This window comes from Rhodopseudomonas boonkerdii, assembly GCF_021184025.1.
GTDB classification, from domain to species: Bacteria; Pseudomonadota; Alphaproteobacteria; order Rhizobiales; family Xanthobacteraceae; genus Tardiphaga; species Tardiphaga boonkerdii.
In genome coordinates this window covers 1,623,703-1,643,027 of sequence record NZ_CP036537.1, presented here as the reverse complement: position 1 = coordinate 1,643,027, position 19,325 = coordinate 1,623,703, and the positions used below count along the sequence as shown (strand labels likewise).

Annotated in this window: 16 protein-coding genes; 10 read left to right on the top strand and 6 right to left on the bottom strand. The window is 63.0% G+C overall.

Annotated features, from left to right (window positions below; genetic code table 11):
- Nucleotides 1-202: 202 nt before the first annotated feature.
- The 3 genes from E0H22_RS07675 to E0H22_RS07665 all read right to left on the bottom strand — a co-directional run bounded on the left by E0H22_RS07675 (nt 203) and on the right by E0H22_RS07665 (nt 5,568).
- On the bottom strand, nt 203-1,090 hold the full coding sequence (locus E0H22_RS07675) for a LysR family transcriptional regulator (protein ID WP_233025058.1): 888 nt from the start codon (nt 1,088-1,090) through the stop codon (nt 203-205).
- A gap of 107 nt (nt 1,091-1,197) precedes the next feature.
- Nucleotides 1,198-4,359 (bottom strand): efflux RND transporter permease subunit, encoded by a 3,162-nt coding sequence (locus E0H22_RS07670; protein WP_233025057.1) that lies wholly within the window; start codon nt 4,357-4,359, stop codon nt 1,198-1,200.
- A gap of 6 nt (nt 4,360-4,365) precedes the next feature.
- Nucleotides 4,366-5,568, bottom strand: a complete 1,203-nt coding sequence (locus tag E0H22_RS07665; RefSeq protein ID WP_233025055.1) for an efflux RND transporter periplasmic adaptor subunit — start codon at nt 5,566-5,568, stop codon at nt 4,366-4,368.
- Between the two features lie 259 nt (nt 5,569-5,827).
- On the opposite strand from E0H22_RS07665, the gene E0H22_RS07660 reads away from it, so the two are divergent.
- Both E0H22_RS07660 and E0H22_RS07655 read left to right on the top strand, forming a co-directional pair.
- Nucleotides 5,828-6,445, top strand: coding sequence for a TetR/AcrR family transcriptional regulator (locus tag E0H22_RS07660; RefSeq protein ID WP_233025054.1), 618 nt, complete (start codon nt 5,828-5,830; stop codon nt 6,443-6,445).
- Nucleotides 6,446-6,811: 366 nt separating this feature from the next.
- Nucleotides 6,812-7,225 (top strand): hypothetical protein, encoded by a 414-nt coding sequence (locus E0H22_RS07655; RefSeq protein WP_233025053.1) that lies wholly within the window; start codon nt 6,812-6,814, stop codon nt 7,223-7,225.
- Between the two features lie 168 nt (nt 7,226-7,393).
- Here the strand turns inward: E0H22_RS07655 and E0H22_RS07650 are convergent, their stop codons facing one another.
- A complete protein-coding gene (locus tag E0H22_RS07650; protein WP_233025052.1) occupies nt 7,394-8,629 on the bottom strand; it encodes a glycosyltransferase in 1,236 nt (411 codons plus the stop codon).
- Between the two features lie 267 nt (nt 8,630-8,896).
- Here E0H22_RS07650 and E0H22_RS07645 point away from each other — a divergent pair, with 267 nt between their 5' ends.
- The 8 genes from E0H22_RS07645 (at nt 8,897) to E0H22_RS07610 (ending at nt 17,613) form a co-directional block, all read left to right on the top strand.
- Complete coding sequence (locus E0H22_RS07645) at nt 8,897-9,841, top strand: LysR family transcriptional regulator (protein WP_233025051.1); 945 nt, start codon at nt 8,897-8,899, stop codon at nt 9,839-9,841.
- A 118-nt stretch (nt 9,842-9,959) separates the two neighbouring features.
- Nucleotides 9,960-10,832, top strand: coding sequence for a shikimate dehydrogenase (locus tag E0H22_RS07640; RefSeq protein WP_233025050.1), 873 nt, complete (start codon nt 9,960-9,962; stop codon nt 10,830-10,832).
- A 64-nt stretch (nt 10,833-10,896) separates the two neighbouring features.
- Nucleotides 10,897-12,030 carry an ABC transporter substrate-binding protein gene (locus tag E0H22_RS07635; RefSeq protein WP_233025049.1) on the top strand — a complete coding sequence of 378 codons (1,134 nt, stop codon included), beginning with the start codon at nt 10,897-10,899 and terminating at the stop codon, nt 12,028-12,030.
- A 198-nt stretch (nt 12,031-12,228) separates the two neighbouring features.
- On the top strand, nt 12,229-13,104 hold the full coding sequence (locus E0H22_RS07630) for a branched-chain amino acid ABC transporter permease (RefSeq protein ID WP_233025048.1): 876 nt from the start codon (nt 12,229-12,231) through the stop codon (nt 13,102-13,104).
- Nucleotides 13,101-14,093 carry a branched-chain amino acid ABC transporter permease gene (locus E0H22_RS07625; RefSeq protein ID WP_233025047.1) on the top strand — a complete coding sequence of 331 codons (993 nt, stop codon included), beginning with the start codon at nt 13,101-13,103 and terminating at the stop codon, nt 14,091-14,093. Before E0H22_RS07630 ends, E0H22_RS07625 begins: the two co-directional genes overlap by 4 nt.
- Nucleotides 14,090-14,833 carry an ABC transporter ATP-binding protein gene (locus tag E0H22_RS07620; protein WP_233025046.1) on the top strand — a complete coding sequence of 248 codons (744 nt, stop codon included), beginning with the start codon at nt 14,090-14,092 and terminating at the stop codon, nt 14,831-14,833. Before E0H22_RS07625 ends, E0H22_RS07620 begins: the two co-directional genes overlap by 4 nt.
- Nucleotides 14,834-14,993: 160 nt before the next feature.
- The gene (locus E0H22_RS07615; RefSeq protein WP_233025045.1) at nt 14,994-15,734 is read left to right on the top strand and encodes an ABC transporter ATP-binding protein; all 741 of its coding nucleotides are present in this window, start codon (nt 14,994-14,996) and stop codon (nt 15,732-15,734) included.
- 22 nt (nt 15,735-15,756) lie between these two features.
- Entirely contained in the window at nt 15,757-17,613 is a 1,857-nt protein-coding gene (locus E0H22_RS07610; RefSeq protein WP_233025044.1) for a bifunctional sugar phosphate isomerase/epimerase/4-hydroxyphenylpyruvate dioxygenase family protein, read from the top strand.
- A gap of 574 nt (nt 17,614-18,187) precedes the next feature.
- On the opposite strand, the gene E0H22_RS07605 is transcribed toward E0H22_RS07610, so the two are convergent.
- Nucleotides 18,188-18,553, bottom strand: a complete 366-nt coding sequence (locus tag E0H22_RS07605) for a hypothetical protein (RefSeq protein WP_233025043.1) — start codon at nt 18,551-18,553, stop codon at nt 18,188-18,190.
- Nucleotides 18,554-18,673: 120 nt separating this feature from the next.
- Nucleotides 18,674-19,312, bottom strand: a complete 639-nt coding sequence (locus E0H22_RS07600) for a class I SAM-dependent methyltransferase (protein ID WP_233025042.1) — start codon at nt 19,310-19,312, stop codon at nt 18,674-18,676.
- Nucleotides 19,313-19,325 lie beyond the last annotated feature (13 nt).

The following is a 19,325-nucleotide window of genomic DNA, read 5'->3' as shown; positions in this document are numbered from 1 at the left end:
ACGCACTTGCGCCGTCTCGAACCATGAGCTCGCCTGGCTCAGAGTGTGCGGCCATCCTTCGAGACGCCGCTGCGCGGCTCCTCAGGATGAGGGACGGAGAAGCGAGATACTGAGTTGAACCCGGCATTGTCCCGAGCAAAAGCAGTCGAAAAGCGCTCCAGACCGCTTTATGAGTCAGACTCTCAGGATGAGGGCAGAGTGCCTACCCCAACAGTCTCGTCTGATCCTTCTTCGCCTGCTCCGCGATGAAATCCAGCACCGCTCGGATCTGCGGCGCATCCACCAGATCGGGATGCGACAGCATCCAGATCTCGGTGGAGCTGCGCAGTTTTTCGGGCAGCACGCGCACCAGAGATTTGTCGGCATCGCCTGAAATGCACATCAAAGGCGCGAAGCCGAGGCCGGCGCGCGCCGCTGCCATCAAGTCCGTATGCGACGAGCACTGCAGCACACGGCGCGAATGGCGCGAGACGCTGTCGAACCACTCCATCAGCGGACTCTCGCCAACAAGGCCGATGGAGCTGTAGCCCTCCCATTCCTCGCGCGTTTTCGGCAGCCCGTGCGCGCGTGCATAGGCCTTCGATGCGAATACGCCCACGCCCAGCCGTCCCACCTTGCGGCCGACCAGATTTTCATTGCCCGGCCCGAAAAGCCGCAGCACGATATCGGCCTCGCGCCGCCGCACCGAGGCCGGCCAGCCGTCAACGCGGATCTCCAGCATGATGTCGGGATAGCGGCGATTGAATTCGGCAATGGCGCCCATCAGCCACGGGCCGGACAGCACCTCGGTGATCGAGAGCCTGACATTGCCGACCGGCTGCTCGCGAATTTCGGCGATCACGGATTCGATCCGCACCGCTTCAAGCCGCATATTCTCGAGCTGTACGCTGAGCCGTTCGCCAGCCGGTGTGAGCGAATATCCCTCCAGCGACCGAGCGATCAGCCGGACGCCGGTGATCGCCTCGAGCTCGGCGAGCCGCCGGCTCACCGTCTGTGCGCTGACCTTGAGCAGTGCGCCGGCGCGCGTAAGGCTCGCTTCCCCCGCGATCACGGAAAAGGTGCGCAGCAGATCCCAGTCCAGCCCCTGCATGTCTCATCCCGAAGCCATGTGTTCGGGATGATGTACACGCTGGAGCATGATCCCGAAAAGTGGATACCGGTTTTCGGACAAGATCATGCGCCAAACAATAGTCTGGGTCACTCTGCCGGAGTGGCTGCCGGAGTGGCTGCCGGATGTGCGCTTGACGCACTTGTGGACTTGGAACCACCCGGAAAAACCTTGCGCACCAGCACATAGAGCACTGGCACGAAGAACACGCCGAGCACCGTGGCCGTCACCATGCCGCCGGCGACGCCGATACCGATGGCGTTCTGGCTTGCCGAGCCGGCCCCCGTGGCGAGCGCCAGCGGCAGCACGCCGAGCACGAAAGCCATTGAGGTCATCAGGATCGGCCGCAGGCGCTGCCGCGCAGCGTGCAACGTCGCCTCGATCAAGGACAGTCCCTTCTGCTGCTGCTCGATGGCGAATTCGACAATCAGGATCGCGTTCTTCGCCGACAGGCCGATGGTGGTGAGCAGGCCGACCTGGAAATAGACGTCGTTATTCTGCCCGAACAAGGTCGCGGCACCGAGCGCGCCGAGAATACCGATCGGCACCGACAGCATGACGGCGAACGGGATCGACCAGCTCTCATAGAGCGCCGCCAGGCTGAGGAACACGATCAGCACCGAGATCGCATAGAGATACAGCGTCTGGCTACCGGTAAGGCGTTCCTGGAACGACAGGCCTGTCCATTCATGCGTATAGCCGGCCGGCAGTTTCTTCATCTGCTCGTCCACCGCCAGCATCGCCGTACCGGAGCTCGTGCCCGGTGAGGCCTGGCCCTGGATCTGTACGGCCGCGACACCATTGTAGCGTTCCAGGCGAGGCGAACCGTAGCTCCAGCGGCTGGTGGCAAAAGCCGAGAACGGCACCATCGCGCCCGACGAGTTGCGGACATACCATTTACCGATGTCATTGGTATCCATGCGGAAGGCGGCATCGCCCTGCACATAGACCTGCTTGACGCGGCCGCGATCGATGAAGTCGTTCACATAGGCGCCGCCCCACGCTGCCGAGAGCGTCGTGTTGAGATCGTTCAGGTTGACGCCCAGTGCCGTCGCCTTGGCCTGATCGATATCGAGGTTGAATTGCGGCGTATCGTCCTGACCATTGGGCCGCGCCTGCGCGACCCGCGGATCGCCGCTGAGGGCACCCAGCAACTGATTGCGCGTCTTCAACAGCTCCTCGTGGCCGGCATTACCGCTATCCTGCAGATAGAAGTCGAAGCCCGAGGCGTTACCGAAACCCGGCAATGACGGCGGCAGCACCGCGAAGGCCATCGCATCGCGGATCTTCGAGAATGCGCCCATCGCGCGCCGCGCCACGGCCTGCGCGGATTTCTCGTGATCTTCACGCTGCGCGAACGGCTTCAGGCTGACGAAAGCGAGGCCGACATTCTGGCCCTGGCCGGCAAAGGAGAAGCCCCGCACGGCGAACACGCCCTGCACGGCGTCCTTCTCGTTCTCCATATACTGATGCTCGACCTGCTTGATCACATCCAACGTCCGACCGGCCGTGGCGCCGACCGGCAACTGCACCAGCGTGATGATCGTGCCCTGGTCTTCGTCGGGCAGGAACGACGACGGCAGCCGCACGAACAGGAACACCATGCCGACGACCACAGCGACGAAAGCCAGCAGCGTACCTGCAGGTCGCTTGACGAAGCGGCCGGTGGTCGACTGATAGCCACGCGAGGTCCGATCGAAATTGCGATTGAACCAGCCAAAGAAGCCGCGCTTCTCGTGATGGCCTTTTTCCGGCTTCTTCAAAATCGTCGCGCAGAGCGCCGGCGTCAGGATCAGCGCCACCAGCACCGAGAGCACCATCGCGGATACGATGGTCAAGGCGAATTGCCGATAAATGATGCCCACCGAGCCCGAGAAGAACGCCATCGGAATGAACACGGCGGAGAGCACGACACCGATGCCGACCAGCGCGCCGGTGATTTCGTTCATGGATTTCTCGGTCGCCTCGCGTGGCGACAGTCCCTCCTCCTCCATCACGCGCTCGACGTTTTCCACCACGACGATGGCGTCGTCGACGAGCAGGCCGATGGCCAGCACCATGGCGAACATGGTCAACGTGTTGATGGAGTACCCCGCGATCGAGAGGATGCCGAAGGTGCCGAGCAGCACCACCGGCACCGCGATGGTCGGAATGATGGTCGCACGCCAGCTCTGCAGGAACAGGAACATCACCAGGAAGACCAGCACCACGGCTTCGAACAGCGTGTGCACGACCTTCTCGATGGAAAGCTTCACGAAGGGCGTGGTGTCGTAGGGATAGATCACCTTCAGTCCCGCCGGCATGTTCGCCGTGAGCTGATTGATCCGCGCCTTCACGCCTTCCGAGGTCGCGACCGCATTGGCGCCGGTCGCAAGACTGATGCCCATGCCGGCCGCCGGCTTGGCGTTGTAACGCGCCACCGCGTCATAGCTCTTCGAACCGAGCTCGACCCGCGCCACATCCTTGATGCGCACGGTCTGGCCGGACGTCGAAGTCCGCAGGATGATGTCCTGGAACTGCTCGATGGTCTGCAAACGGCTTTGCGACGTGATGGTGGCGTTGAGCTGCTGCCCGTCCACCGCCGGCAACCCGCCGAGCTGGCCCGCGGTCACCTGCGTGTTCTGCGCCTGGATCGCCTGCGTGACGTCGCTCGGCATCAGATTGTATTTGGTCAGCTTGTCGGCATCGAGCCAGATGCGCATGGCATATTCGGCACCGAACAGCTGCACCTGGCCGACGCCGGAGACACGGCTGATCGGCTCGTTGATCGTGCTTGCCACGTAATCGGCGATGTCGCTGGCATTCATCGAGCCGTCTTCGGAGACGAAGCCGAGCACCATCAGGAAGCTCGACGACGACTTGACCACGCGGATGCCCTGCTGCTGCACCACCTGCGGCAACAGCGGCATCGCGAGCTGCAGCTTGTTCTGCACCTGCACCTGCGCGATGTCGGCATTCGCCTCGTTGGTGAAGGTGATGGAGATCTGCACCACGCCGGTCGAGGTCGAATAGGACGACATGTATTGCAGATAATCGACGCCGGTCATGTTCTGCTCGATGACCTTGGTCACCGAGTTCTCAGCCGTGGTCGCATTCGCGCCCGGATAATTCGCGGTGATGGTAATCACCGTCGGCGCGATCTGCGGATACTGGGCGATCGGCAGCTTGAAGATCGCCAGCACGCCGCCGAACATGATCAGGATCGCCAGGACCCAGGCGAAGATCGGCCGCTTGATGAAGAAGTGCGACATGATCGATCAGTCCTTGCGCGTCTCGCCGACGCCGGCCGCATTGGCTTCCCTGCCCGGTGTCCGGGTCAGACCGGTCGCCGGGTCCACCGTCACATCGATGGTCTTCACCACCTGTCCCGGCCTCGCCTTCTGCAACCCGTCGAGAATGACGCGGTCGCCTTCCCGCGCGCCGTCATCGACCAACCAGTTTGGCCCGATGGCCTGCGCCACCTTCAGCACGCGCTGCTCGACCTTGCCGTCCTTGTCCACGAACATCGCCACCGCCTCACCGCGCGGATTGCGCGATACCGCGCGCTGCGGGATCAGGATCGCCTTCGGATCGACGCCGGCGACAACACGCGCGCGCACATACATGCCCGGAAGCAGGTTGCGTTCGGGATTGGCGAAAATCGCTCGCGTCGATACCGAGCCCGTGGTCTCGTTGACGCTGGAATCGGTAAAGCCGAACTTGCCCTTTTGCGGATGGGTTCGGCCATTTTCGAGCACCAGTTCGATCTCGACCCCGCCGCTGGGGCGCTTCAGCCGCCCGCCGGCGATCTCACTGCGGATACGATCCATTTCCGACGTCGCCTGATCGAGATCGACATAGACGGGATCGAGTTGCTGGATCGTGGTCATCGCGTTCTGCTGGCTCGCAGTGACCAAAGCGCCCGGTGTGATGGCAGACTTGCCGATGCGACCCGAGATCGGCGCCAGCACCTTGGTGCGATCGAGCGCGATCGCTGCCGTGTCGCGATTGGCTTCCGCCGATTTCAGATCGGCTTCGCCCTGCTTGAAGGAGGCCATCGCGCTGTCCACATCCTGTTGGCTCGCCGCATTGGTCTTCAGCAATTGCGTCTTGCGCTCCGCGGTCAGTCGCACCAGCGCGAGATTGGCCTGCGCCTTCAGCACGGCTGCTTCCGCGCTTTCGAGCGCAGCCTGGTATTGTACCGGATCGATCTGGTAGAGCAGCTCGCCTTCCTTGACCTCGGCGCCTTCGGTGAAGACACGCCGCTGCAGGATGCCGGTCACCTGCGGACGCACTTCGGACACCTGATGGGCAACGACACGACCGGGCAGCACGGTCGACACCACGGCCTCCTGCGGCTTCAGCGTCATCACGCCGACTTCCGGCGGAGGCGGAGCCTTGGCTTCCGATGCAGGCTTGCCGCACCCCACCAGCGCGAGCAGACCGATCAGGACAAGAGGACGACCAATTCCAGATGCCATTACCATCACCGATGCAAAAACGGCGCACGACATCGCGCAATCCCGCACGGTGCAGTGGCTGTAGGAAATTTTGGGAAACTCTCTGGTTTCCGCTTAGGAAACTTGCTAGTTTCCTCCCGCGAAGTCAAGCGCCCGGCGGGTCAGTTCCGCTCAAGCGTTTGTGAGGCGGCTCGTATAACGGAGTAGACGTTCAATGGTTGCATCGGCCGGCGCCAGGAAACCGCGGGGGCGCGTTTTGCCGCAGCAAAATGACCAGCGCATGACATCGCCTGCCCCTATGACCAATCCGTCTGCCGAGCGTATCCCGCATCTTCTGGCTGTCGCCAAGACGACATTCGGCGACAAGGGGTTTGCCGCCACCACCATGGACGACATCGCCGGCGCCGCCGGCATGTCGAAGAAGACGCTGTACAAGCTGTTCGACAGCAAGAGCGACCTGTTCCGCGCCATGCTGACTGCCAATCTGCAACGCTTCGCGTTTCTCGATGCGCCGCAGACCCATGCATCGGCCATTGAAGACTTGCGCCGCGCGCTGCGGAAGATCGCCGATATCGTCCTCGCCCCGGATGAGATCGCGCTGCATCGCCTCCTCATCGCCGAGCGCCGGCAGTCACCTGCGCTTGCCACCATTTTCAGCGAAGTGATTTTCAACAGCGGCTCGGAGGGTATCATCACCTGCGTCAGGCGCGTGCAGCTGAAACCGGCGCTGCGCGACACGCCGATCCAGACCGTGGCCGACATGATGCTGGGCGCCGTGTTCAGCAACGACCATTTTCGCCTGATGGTGGACGGAAGTTATCGCATCAACCGCCGCGCGCTGAACAAACGGATCGATATCGTGATCGCGACATTTTGTGAGGACGCTCCGAACCCGTAAATGGTGGAGCGGAGGTACGCAGCGCTGCAGCGATACCCCATCCTACGATCTCGTCCGCCCCTCGCCCCGAGAGTCCGACTCATAAAGCGGTTGGCGGCGCTTTTCGACGGCTTTTGCTCGGACAATGCCGCGTTCAACTCTGTATCTCTATTCTCCGTCCCTCATCCTGAGGAGCCGCGCAGCGGCGTCTCGAAGGATGGCCGAAAGGCTCCGAGCCAGGCCATCTCATGGTTCGAGACGCGGCTTGTGGCCGCTCCTCACCATGAAGGGCGCGGAGTTCCCCCATTCTTAACCGATTGCTCACCATGGCCGGTCACACTGCGCCATCGCGCAGCATGCCGCCGCGCGGGACCGGACGGGCACGCCATGTTCCAGACATTCCTGCGTTCACGCGCCCAGACCTATCTGCGCAGCATCGTCGGCGAACGCGAGTTCCGCGCACGCTCACCGGAGCGCGATGCCGAGACCGATCGCGAACGCCTCGATGCCGTGATGAGTGCCATCGAGCAGGCGCTGGCTGGGGCCGAGGCCGAACAGGCCGGCCTCACCAAACGCGTCGATGACGTGCTAGCCCGCGCCGCCGTCACGTTCGGCAATGGCGACGACGAGTATCTGACCCGCGAAAGCCTTGACAGCCATCATCTCGATCTGTTCGAGACCGAGATCAAGAACGGCCAGCGCCGGATCCGCGAACTCGCCGGCAGCATCGCGCAGCTCAAAGCCGTGAAAGAAGCCTTTCTGTCGCGTTTTCCCGACTACAGGCCGCAGGCGAGTGCGTAAATCCTTTCTTCCCCGCTTGTGGGGAGTAAGGTGGCGCCGCGAAGCGGCGATGGATGAGGGGGACTCTCCACACGCTGCAGAGTTCGCGGAGAGTCCCCCTCACCCGCCATTCACACGCTTCGCATGCGAATGACGACCTGTCCCCGCAAGCGGGGAGAGGTAAGAACCTCACCCCTGCGCCCTGCGATCACCTTCATCCAGCGCGCGTCCATTGTCCTGCGTGTCGCTCCAGCGACGCTTGAAATTGCTGCCGTCCGGCGCCGGCCCGCGATTGCGGCGCCGCTCGCCGGTAAAACCTTTCATGTTGTCGTTGACGAACCCCACGAGTTCGCCGCGAAAACGCTCGGCCGAGAATTTCTGCGCGTGGGCGCGGCAGACATCGCGGGAAAATTCGTGCTCGCGCGCAATGAAGGCACGCACGCATTCGGCGATCGCCCCCGGTTCATTGGCATCGAAGAACATGCCGGTGCGCAGCTCGGGCGAGGCCGACACCGTCTCGCGCGCGCCACCGCGGCCCAGCGCCAGCACCGGCGCACCTTCGGATTGCGCTTCGACGACGATAATGCCGAAATCCTCTTCCGCCGCGAATACGAAAGCCCGCGCCGTTGCCATCAATTCGCGCAAGCGCTCATCGCTGACGAAGCCCGCAAAGGTCACATTCGGCCCTGCCAATGCCTTCAGTCGCTCGGCTTCGGGGCCATCCCCGGCGACAACCAGCTTCTGATCGGGCATGCTGTTGAAGGCCTCAATGACGGCCTCGATGCGCTTGTAAGGCACCAGCCGGCTCGCGGCGAGGAAATGGTCGCCGACGGGCAGATCCTTCGGCAGCGACGACATGGTGACCGGCGGATAGATCACCCTGGCGTCGCGGCCGTAAACCTTCTTGATACGCTTGGCGACAAAGTTGGAATTGGCCATCATCGCATCGGGCCCGTGCGCCGTGCGCGTGTCCCAGATGCGAATTCGATGCAGCAGCGCACGTGCCAATGCACTCTTGATGCCGGCGGTATAGCCGCCTTCGTTGAGATATTCGTGCTGCAGATCCCAGGCATAGCGCATCGGCGAATGCACATAGGACACGTGCAGCTGATTAGGGCCGGTGATGACGCCCTTGGCCACCGCGTAGCTCGACGAGATCACCAGATCGTAACCCGACAGATCGAACTGTTCGATGGCGATCGGCATCAGCGGCAGATAGGCGCGATGTTTCGTCTTGATGAACGGCATGCGCTGCAGGAAGCTGGTGCGCGCTTTCTTGAAACCGATTTTCTCGCGATCCTCGGGTGTCAGCGCGTCGAACAGCGTAAACACGTCCGCGGTCGGATAGCATCGCAGGATTTCGCGTAACACCTGTTCGGCGCCGCCCAGCGTATAGAGCCAATCATGTACGACAGCGACGCGCATTGAACCTCGAACTGGATCGTGACCATAGCGACAGACCCCTTAAATAGACCAACGGAGACGTTCTACAATCGAGCCGCTACAACTTGCGTTAATTGGAGCACGACCAATTCGTAAAATTTGAGTAATCTTCTCCGCAACTGACGCGCGAGAATGCAGGAGCGACACCGAACTGCCGGCAATACGGCCTCCTCCGACGGTTGCCACGCACCTGTTTTCGCCAGAATGCCCCGCATCTCTGCCCTATTAAGGTAACCCGAGGTTTTGCCGATGATGACCCTGCGCCAGGTGGAAGTGATCCGTGCCGTGATGGTGACGGGCACCATCGGCGGCGCTGCAAAATTGCTGAATGTGTCTGCACCGGGCATCAGCCGTCTGGTGAAATACACGGAAAAGTCGCTCGGCATCCGCTTTTTCCAGCGTCAGAACGGTCGTTATTTTCCGACACCGGAAGCACAGAGCATTTTCGAGCAGATCAACGGCGTCTACAAGAAAGTGGACGACCTCACCGAGATCATCTCCAAGATCGGCCAGGGTACGTTTTCGGAACTGCGCATCGGTTCTGTGCCGTCGATCTCGCAGGTGATGGTGCCCCGTGCTATCGAGCAGGTGCGCCGCCGCTATCCGGATCTGCGCATCGACATCAACATCCTCAAGCTCGAGGAAGCCATCGACTATCTGCTGCTCGGTCGCGGCGACTGCGTCGCCATGAGCTACCGGCTCGAGCATTCCGGGCTCGATTTCCTGCCGTTGGCCTCGGGCGAGCTGTTCTGCATCGTACCGGAAGGCCATGAACTCGCCGGCCGCAAGGAAGTCTCGGCCAGGGAGATTATCAAATACCCGCTGATCGGCATCGATCCGAACGATCCGTATGGCCGCATCATGGCCGAAATCTTCGCCCGCAATAAGCTCACATACAACATCACCATCCGCGCACGCTTCGGCACCACGGTCTGCGCGCTGGTCAAGGCCGGGCTGGGCATCGCGGTCATCGACCAGTTCACCGTGGCCCATGGCGGCTATCCCGGCGTGCACATCATCCGCATCGCCGAGCCCACCGTATTCAACGCCTATATCGCCGTGAAACGCGGGGCGCCGCTCTCGCTTCATATCGAGCATTTCATCGCCTGCCTGCGCGCCGAGATGCAGGCGGTCAATCCCGGCGCCAACGCCGCTGGCAAGGCCGCCACGCGGGCCCGCAAGAAATTAACATGATGTTATGTTTGGGGGATAACAGGATAATTGTGTTAGACGCCGCCGGCGCTATCTTTTCCCCGGTTGTCCTGTCAACACGAGGTTCGCCAGGACTTTTAACACCAAGACCGTTATCGCCATGAACGCTTCTGTCCCGTCCGCCCGCTTCCTTACCGGCCTGCTCGGTGCGCCGATCGCGCATTCCGCGTCGCCCGCGATGCATGAGCGGGCGGCCGAGGCGCTGGGCGCGCGCTGCCACTATCAGCTCATCGAGATCGCCGGTGCGGGACGCGACGAGTTGCGCGGTATTCTCGACGGCATTCGCAAGCTCGGCTTTGCCGGTATCAATGTCACCTTCCCCTATAAGGAGGCCGTGGTCGAGCTGCTTGATGACCTCTCTCCCGGCGCCCGCGCCATCGGCGCCGTGAACACCGTCGTCGTACGCGGCGGCAGGCTGACGGGCCATAACACCGACACCTCCGGCTTCGCCCGCGCGGCCCGGGATTTCGTCGCTCGCTCGCAGCGCGGCCCGGTGGCGGTGATCGGCACCGGCGGCGTTGGCAAAGCCATTGCCTTCGCGCTGGCGAGTCTGAACGTCGCCGAGATCCGTGTCTTCGACACCGACCTCGCCAAGGCTGACCAGCTCGTCGCCCAGCTCGAAGATCGTCAGCCCATACGCCGCGTCGGAAGCGTCGAGGATGCCGTCGCCGGCGCCGCCGGCCTGGTCAACGGCACGCCCATCGGCATGTTGCCAAATCTCGGCACGCCGGTGCCGGACGCGCTGCTCCATGCCGGCCTGTGGGTTGCCGACGCCGTCTATTCGCCGCTGTGGACGCCGTTGCTCACCGCCGCCAAGGCACGGGGCGCGCAGGTGATGACCGGCCGCGACCTCGCGATCTATCAGGCGGCCGACGCCTTCGAACTGTTCACCGGCATGGCGCCGTCAGCCTCCGAAATGGGAATTGCTTTCGATGACATCATGAGGAAGAGGTATCCGCCAAGCGCTGCCTGACCAACCCAAGCGGTCACCATAAGGCCGCAGCTACAATCGAACGAACAACACACCGGAGGAAACCATGAAGCCCGTATTCTGGGCGAGCGTTTTGCTCGCCACCGCCTTGTCCATCCCCGCATCCGCGCAGTCGATCAAGCTCGCCAATGTTGCCGAACTCTCGGGCGGCGGCGCCACCGTCGGCAATAACTGGAAGAACGGCATCGACCTCGCCATCGAGGAGATCAACAGCAAGGGCGGCGTGCTCGGCCGCAAGCTGGAAGTGACGCATGCGGACTCGCAGTCCAATCCCGGCGTCGCCCGCGCCCAGGTGCAGAAGGCGCTCGATGCCGAGCCTTATGTACTGCTCGGTCCCGGTTATTCCGGTTCGGTGAAGGTGACGGCGCCGCTCGCGGCGGAAGCCGGCATCGCGCAGATCATGGGCGGCGAAGCGGCCGAACTCACCCAGGCCGGCAACAAATATCTGTTCCGCACCTCGTTCGGCCAGCAGTCCTCGATGCCGAAGGTCGCGAAATACATCAATGACGAGCTGAAGGCCAAATCGGTCGCCGTCGTCTGGGTCAACAACGACTTCGGCAAGGGCGGGCGCGATTCCATCATCAAGGAATTCGCCAAGTACAATATCAAGGTCGCGGCCGATCTCTCCACCGAAGCCGGACAAGCCGACTTCGCCGCCGACGTCACCAAGATCAAGGCGGCGGCGCCGGATGCGGTCTTCGTTTATGTCAACGAGGAAGAGAGCGCGCGCATGCTCAAGGAGCTGAAGCGCCAGGGCATCACCGTGCCGCTGGTCGGCGAGACCACGCTGGTGGGCCAGAAGGTGGTCGAACTCGCCGGCGATGCGGCCAACGGCGCCCGCGGCCATGTCGGCCTCACCACCGACGCGCCGGTCGAACTGATCAAGGCGTTCCGCGAAAAATTCGTGAAGAAGTACAATTACGTCCCCGACCATAACGGCCTCAAGGGCTGGCTGGCCATCTACATGATCAAGGCCACCACCGAAAAGATGGGCAAGGTGGACAGCAAGGGCTTTGCCGATGCCCTGCACGGCTTCACCATCACCGCCGCCAAGGAGCCGGGCATCCTGATGGACGCCACCTTCGACGCCAATGGCGACATCGACCGCCAGGGATTCCTCGTGGAGATCGTCGAGGGCAAGCAGGTCGTCAAGCAGGTGCTGCCGAAGCTGAGCAACTGACGGCCCTTTCTTCCTTCACCTCTCCCCTCCGGGGAGAGGTCGGCGCGTAGCGCCGGGTGAGGGGGCTCCCACAACCGACGTCGCCTGTGGCGCCCCCTCACCCCCGCCCTCTCCCCTCTAGCGAAGCTTCGCTTCGCATCGGGGGAGAGGGAGCGCACCGTCGGCGCATCGATGCGCCGTTAAATCTGGAACGCCACCATGTCCAATCTTCTCGACCTCCTGATCGCAGGTCTCGCCACTGGCGCCATCTACGCCATCGTCGCGGTCGGTTTCACGCTGCTGTGGCAGACCTCGCAGACCATCAATTTCGCCCAGGGCGAATTCGTCATGCTGCCGGCCTTCCTGATGCTCGGGGTGCTGCATGTCGGTGCGCCGTTCTGGGTCGCCATCCTGGTCGGCATCGCGCTGTCGATGTTGTTGCTCGGCCTCGGCTTCAAGCTGCTGCTGGTCGATCCGATGCTGCGCCATGGCGTGCTGCCGCTCGCCATCGCCACCATGGCGCTGGCCATCGGCATCAAGGAATCCGCCAAACAGTTCTGGAGCGCGGAGGCCTCGCCCTTCCCGTCCATCGTGCCCACCGGTGACATTCTCATCCTCGGCCGTGCCGTCGCGCTGCAGAGCCTCGGCGTGCTCGCCGTCGCCGTCATTGCCGTGGTCGCGCTGACGCTGCTGCTGAACCGCACCTCCATCGGCCACCAGATGCAGGCCGCCGCGCAGAATCCGACCGTCGCGCGCATCATCGGCGTGCCGGTCGAGCGCATGATCCTGCTGACCTTCCTGATCAACGCCTTCCTGGTCGCGCTCGCTTCGCTGCTGATCACCCCGATCTATCTCGCCAAATTCTCCAACGGCGAAGTGCTCGGGCAAGCCGCCTTCATCGCCGCCATCGTCGGCGGCTTCAACCAGATCCGCGGTGCCATCGCCGGCGGCCTCCTGATCGGCGTGGTCGATAATCTCGCCGCCGCCTATGTCTCGACGCAATATCGCGCCGCCGTGCCGCTGGTGCTCTTGATCGCGATCATCCTGTTCCGCCCGCAGGGCCTGCTCGGCCGTCCCGAGGAGCGCACCGTATGAACACCAAACTGCTCAAGCTCGGCTTAGGCGTGGTCGTCATCGCGGCCCTCATCGTCGTGCCGATGAATTTCAACCGCTACGGCCTGTTCATCCTCAGCCAGTGGGCCGTGATGACCATCGCCGCCATGGGCCTCAATCTCACCCTCGGCTATGCCGGCCAGGTCTCGCTGGCGCAGGGCGCCTTTGTCGGCATCGGCGCCTATACGGCGGCGATCATGACCTCATCAGGCATCCCGCTGATCGCCGCTCTCGCTGTCGCCATCGTGCTGTGCTTCGCCGTCGGCTGGATTTTGGGCTACCCCGCCTTGCGCGTGCAGCACCATTATCTCGCTTTCGTCACCCTCGCCTTCTCGACCCTGGCCTTCCTCGTCTTCCGCAACGAGGAATGGCTCACCAAGGGCATCTACGGCATCAGCAACATCCCGCGGCCTGAGATCTTCGGCTACCCCACACGGCGGCCGCTGCCGTTCTATTACTTCTGCCTGGGATCGCTCGGCCTCGTCTCGCTCGCCGTCTGGTGGCTGATCCGCTCGCCCTGGGGCCGCGCTTTCGTGGCGCTGCGCGAAAACCCGGTTCGCGCGCTGTCGCTCGGCATCGACACCCGCCATTACACGCTGATGGCGTTTGCCATCGGCTCGGCGCTCGGCGGCGTTGCCGGCGTGCTCTATGCGCCGCTGACGCAGTATGTCGATCCCGTGCCGTTCCATTTGTCGCTGTCGCTCGATCTGCTGATGATGGTGATCGTCGGCGGATCCGGTTTCTTCTTCGGCCCGTTCCTCGGCGCGATGATCGCCGTGCTGCTGCCGGAATGGCTGCGCTTCACGCAAGGCTATTACCTGATGCTCTATGCCGTCGCCGTCATCGGCCTGCTGATCTACTCGCCATCCGGCATTCTCGGCATCCTTGATCGCTTCATCGCCGAGCGCCGCACCAAGGCTGCCTCGGCCAAACGTGCAACCGCGACAGCCAAGCTGGAGGTGACGCCGTGAGCGCCGTCCTCGAAGTCTCCAATATCAGCAAGCGTTTTGGCGGCATCACCGCGGTCAACGGCGTGTCCTTCGATGTGCAGGAGGGCGAGATCCTCGGCCTGATCGGCCCGAACGGATGCGGCAAGTCCACGCTGTTCAACTGCATCCTCGGCCAGCTCACCCCATCAGATGGCGAGGTGAAGCTCGATGGCCGCAGCGTCACCGGCCTGCGTCCGTCCGAACTCAACAAGCTCGGGGTCAGCCGCACCTTCCAGCTCCTGCAGGTGTTTCCAAAGCTCTCGGTGCGCGAGAACCTGATCCTCGCCGGCCAGGAGCATCAGGGTAACATGCTGACGCGGCTCATCGGTCCCTCCGACGCCGGCCTCACGGAGGCCGCCAACCAGATGATCGGCTTCTTCAAGCTCGACCATCTCGCCGACGAGCCCGCCGGCGGCCTCTCTTACGGCCAGCAGAAACTGCTCGACGCCGCCATGGCTTTTATGGGCGGGCCGCGTCTGGTGCTGCTCGATGAGCCCGCCGGCGGCGTCAATCTCACGATGCTGGCCGATCTCAAGGATCGCCTGCGCGCCATCAATCAGGAGAAGCGCGCCACCTTCGTCGTCATCGAGCACAATATGGAATTCGTGATGTCGCTGTGCACACGCGTGATGGTGATGGCCGAAGGCAAGGTGCTGGCCATGGGCCGGCCCGATGAGGTCCGCGCCAATCCCGCCGTGATCGAAGCGTATCTGGGGCATTGAGAATGGGTGTTTCACACAAAATCCTGTCCCGGACGCGATGCAGCACGCAGTGCTGCTTCGCAGAGCCGGGACCGTATCAAACTCCGGTGTCTGGAACGGTCCCGGTTCTGCGCAGCAGCGTTACACGCTGCAGCGCGCCCGGGACATAAAGGAGCATCCCATGAGCGACGACATCCTCCACGTCCAGAACCTCGTCGGCGGCTACGGCAAGATGACGATCCTCAACGGCACGACATTCTCGGTGCCGGCGGGATCGATCACCACCGTCATCGGGCCGAACGGTGCCGGCAAATCTACCGTGTTCAAGGCGATCTTCGGCCTGCTCAAACTTCGCGACGGCAAGGTCATCTTCAAGGACCGCGACGTCACCGGCCTCAGCCAGCGCGCGCTGCTGTCCGCCGGCATCTGCTATGTGCCGCAGGGCCGCAACATCTTCCCGGAACTATCGGTGCGCCACAATATCGAGCTCGGCGCCGTCGCCGCCGGCCGCGACATCACCGATCTGCCCGCGCGCATCGAATCTGCATTGGACAAATTCCCGGTGCTTCGCGCCAAGGCGACCCAGCAAGCTTCCACGCTCTCCGGCGGCGAGCAGAAGCAGCTCGAGATCGCCCGCGGCCTCCTGCTCAATCCGCAGCTCGTGCTGATCGACGAGCCCTCCATCGGCCTGTCGCCGCTGATGGTGCAGCAGACCTTCAACATCCTGAAGGAGCTGCGCGACAAAGGTGTCTCCATTCTCATGATCGAGCAGAACGCGCGCTCGGCGCTGGAAATTTCCGATTTCGGCATTGTGCTCGAACTCGGCCAGACCCGCCTGATGGACCGCGCCGACAAGGTGCTGAACGATCCCCGCATCGGACAACTCTTCTTGGGCGGCGCTATGGAAGAAACGGCAGCCTAGCTGCCATGGAGGAGACGGCAGCATGAATACCCGCTCGATCGCGACGGTCTCGCTCTCCGGCACGCTGGATGAAAAGCTCCGCGCCATCGCGGCGGCAGGCTTCGAGGAGGTCGAGATCTTCGAGGCCGACCTGCTCTCCTTCAACGGCTCGCCCCGCGATGTCAGCGATCTCTGCGGCGAACTGAACCTCAAGATTTGTGCCTTCCAGCCGTTTCGCGATTTCGAAGGCATGCCGGAGCCGCAGCGCAGCCGCAACTTTGCCCGCGCCGAGCGCAAGTTCGCGCTGATGCACGAGCTGCGCACCGACCTGATGCTGGTCTGCAGCAACATCTCGCCCACATCGCTCGGCGGTATCGACCGCGCGGCCGCTGATTTCCGCGAACTCGGCGACCTCGCTGCGAAACACAACATCAAGGTGGGCTATGAAGCGCTCGCCTGGGGTGCGCATGTGAACGACTACCGCGACGCCTGGGAAATCGTGCGCCGCGCCGATCACAAGAATATCGGCGTCATCCTCGACAGTTTTCACGCGCTCGCCCCCGGCTTTCCCACCGGCCCCATCGCCTCGATCCCCGCCGACAAGATCTTCCTCGTGCAGCTTGCCGATGCACCGAAGCTCGGCCTCGACGTGCTGTCATGGAGCCGGCATTTCCGCTGCTTCCCCGGCCAGGGCGATCTGCCGGTGGTGACATTCATGGAAGCTGTACAGGCGGCCGGCTATCGCGGCCCGTGGTCTCTCGAAATCTTCAACGACCAGTTCCGCGCCGGCTCCGCCGTGCGTACCGCCACCGATGGCCTACGCTCGCTGATCCTGTTGCAGGATCAACTCGCGCAGGCTCCTGAGGCATTGGCGCCGAAATCGCCGACGCTCGGCACGGGCTTCCTCGAATTCGCCGTCAACGAGACCAAGGCCGCGGAACTATCGCGCTGGCTGGGCCAGCTCGGTTTCCGCAAGACCGGCGCCCATCGCAGCAAGGATGTCGAGCGCTGGTCGCAGGGATCGATCGATCTCGTGGTCAACAGCGAGCCCGACGGCTTCGCGCATTCGCACTACGTGACGCACGGCGCCGGTGTCTGCGCCATCGCGCTCGATGTCGGCAATGCCAGGCAGACCATGGCGCGCGCCGAGGCATTGCAGGCACGCACTTTCTACCAACCGGTCGGCCCCGGCGAACTCGAAATCCCGGCCATTCACGGCGTCGGCGGCAGCCTGCTTTATTTCCTCGACGCCGCCGGCAACAACTGGGACACGGATTTCGAGCCTCTGCGCAGCGATGCCGGCGCCGATCACCTGATCGCCGTCGATCATATCTCGCAATCCATGCCCTATGACGAGATGCTGTCCTGGCTGCTGTTCTATACCGGCATTCTCGATTTGCAGCGTCTGCCGCAGATGGAGGTGCCCGATCCTGTCGGTCTCGTGCAGAGTCAGGCCCTGATTGCGCCAAACCGGTCGCTGCGCATGGTGCTCAACGGTTCGTCGGCGACACGTACGCTGTCGAACCGCTTCATCTCGGAATTCTTCGGCTCCGGCGTGCAGCACATCGCGTTTGTCTGCGACGACATCTTCAGGACCGTCGCCGCCATGCGCGCCCGCGGAGCGACCTTCCTGCGCATCCCCGACAACTACTACGACGATCTCGAAGCCAAATACGGCCTCGACAACGAACTCATGACAATTCTGCGCGACAACCGGATTCTCTACGACCGCGAAGGCGACGGTGAGTTCTTCCAGATCTACACGCATGTCTTCGACGAGCGCTTCTTCTTCGAGATCGTGGAGCGGCGTAACTATCAGGGGTTCGGCGCACCGAATGCCGGCATCAGGCTGGCCGCGCAGGCACGCGAAGCGCGGCCGGTGTCGGTGCCGAGGGTGTAGCTTCCAAGCTCGCCCGCTTGCGGCATGGCTATCGCATATGGCGTTTGAGAGATGGAGATAGTGCTGGGCCTACATGGTTCGAGACGCCCGCTTCGCGGGCTCCTCACCATGAGGGTCTTCTATAGCGCCATACTCGGTCCTCATCCTGAGTGTCTGACTGGAAATGCAGTCAGTAGTTTGGCGCTGCTGGTCGCCCAGACGGAGCGTAACAGACTCTATCCCTCATGGTGAGGAGGCCTAGCGGCGCAATTGCGCCGCTGACAGCGCCGTCTCGAACCATGAGATCGCTTGGCTCGGCGCTTTTCGGCCATCCCTTGCGAATGGCTACGCCATTCGCTGGGAGACGCCGCTTCGCGGCTCCTCAGGATGAGGGGCGGAGAATCTAGATCCTGAGCTGAACGGGCATTGTTCCGAGCAAAAGCAGTCGAAAACCACCTCGACCGCTTTATGAGTCAGGCTCTGAGGAGCGGCCGCTTGGCCGCGTCTCGAAGGATGGCCGCAAGATGCTTCTCGCATTTCAAGATGCTTCTCGCATTTCATGTGCGATAGCCCCGCCGCTTGCGGGGGAGACGCATCACTTCGGCCTGACGCTCTGATCCCCGCCCGGACTTCCCGGCGGCGGGATCACCGGCGTATTGCTGTCATCCGACTTCGGCGTCGGTGCGCGCATGGCCGGATCGACATTGCTTGGCGGACAGAGCACACCATCCGATTTGGCGAGCTTGTCGCCGAGATTTTCCGTACTCTTGCCGCTGCCCTTCGGCGTGATGACGCCTTGTGAATCCGTCCGCGTCGGCGTGCAATTGGTGTTGGCGCGATCGACCGCGGGCGGCGCAGTCTGCGCTGGAGGCGTCGATGGCGCAGGCGGCGCCTGCGCCAACGCAGCATGGGCGCCGGCGATTATGAAACCTGCAATGAGCAGCGAGCGATTCATCCTCATGCCGTGGCAACGGCAGGCGATGAAGGATGTTCCGTAAAAAGGACACCGATGCCAGCGGTCTTCCTCCCCGGAGCGAAGCGAATGGGGCGCGGCTTCGCCGGGTGGGGAGGGAAAAGACGATCAGCCCTTCACATACCTGATCAGCGAGAAATGCCCCATCGGCGGCATCGGACGGCGTTCGGCGAGCGTGACGCCGCCATGAGCCCGAGCCCAGTTCGCCAGTCGCGCCCACGGGAACTCCGGACGCCAGCCGAGACGGCGTGCCAGCGGCGCGAAGGCCAGTTCGAACAGTTTGCGCGGGCCGCTTTCAGCGCCGATGTGATTGACGAGGATGAGCTCGCCGCCCGGCTTCAGCACGCGGATGAAATCGTCCAGCGTCGCTTCCGGGTCCGGCACCGCCGTGATCACATATTGCGCCACCACGGCGTCGAAATGATTGTCGGGAAATGCGAGATTCTTCGCATCCATCACCGCAAGCGTTTCGACATTGGTGAGATTGTGCTTGCGGACGCGCTCATGCGCCCGGCGCAGCATCGGCTCGGAAATGTCGACGCCGCAGATCTGCGTGGTGCGGGCATAGTCGAGCAGCGACAGGCCGGTGCCGATACCGACGTCGAGGACACGGCCGCCAATGCGATCGGCTTCGCTGATGGTCGAGCGACGACCTTCATCGAACACCTTGCCGAATACCATGTCGTAAACCGGCGCCCAGCGCCCGTAAGCCTTCGCGACCCCCGCGCGGTCGATATCGCCAGCCATGCCCCTGCCTTGA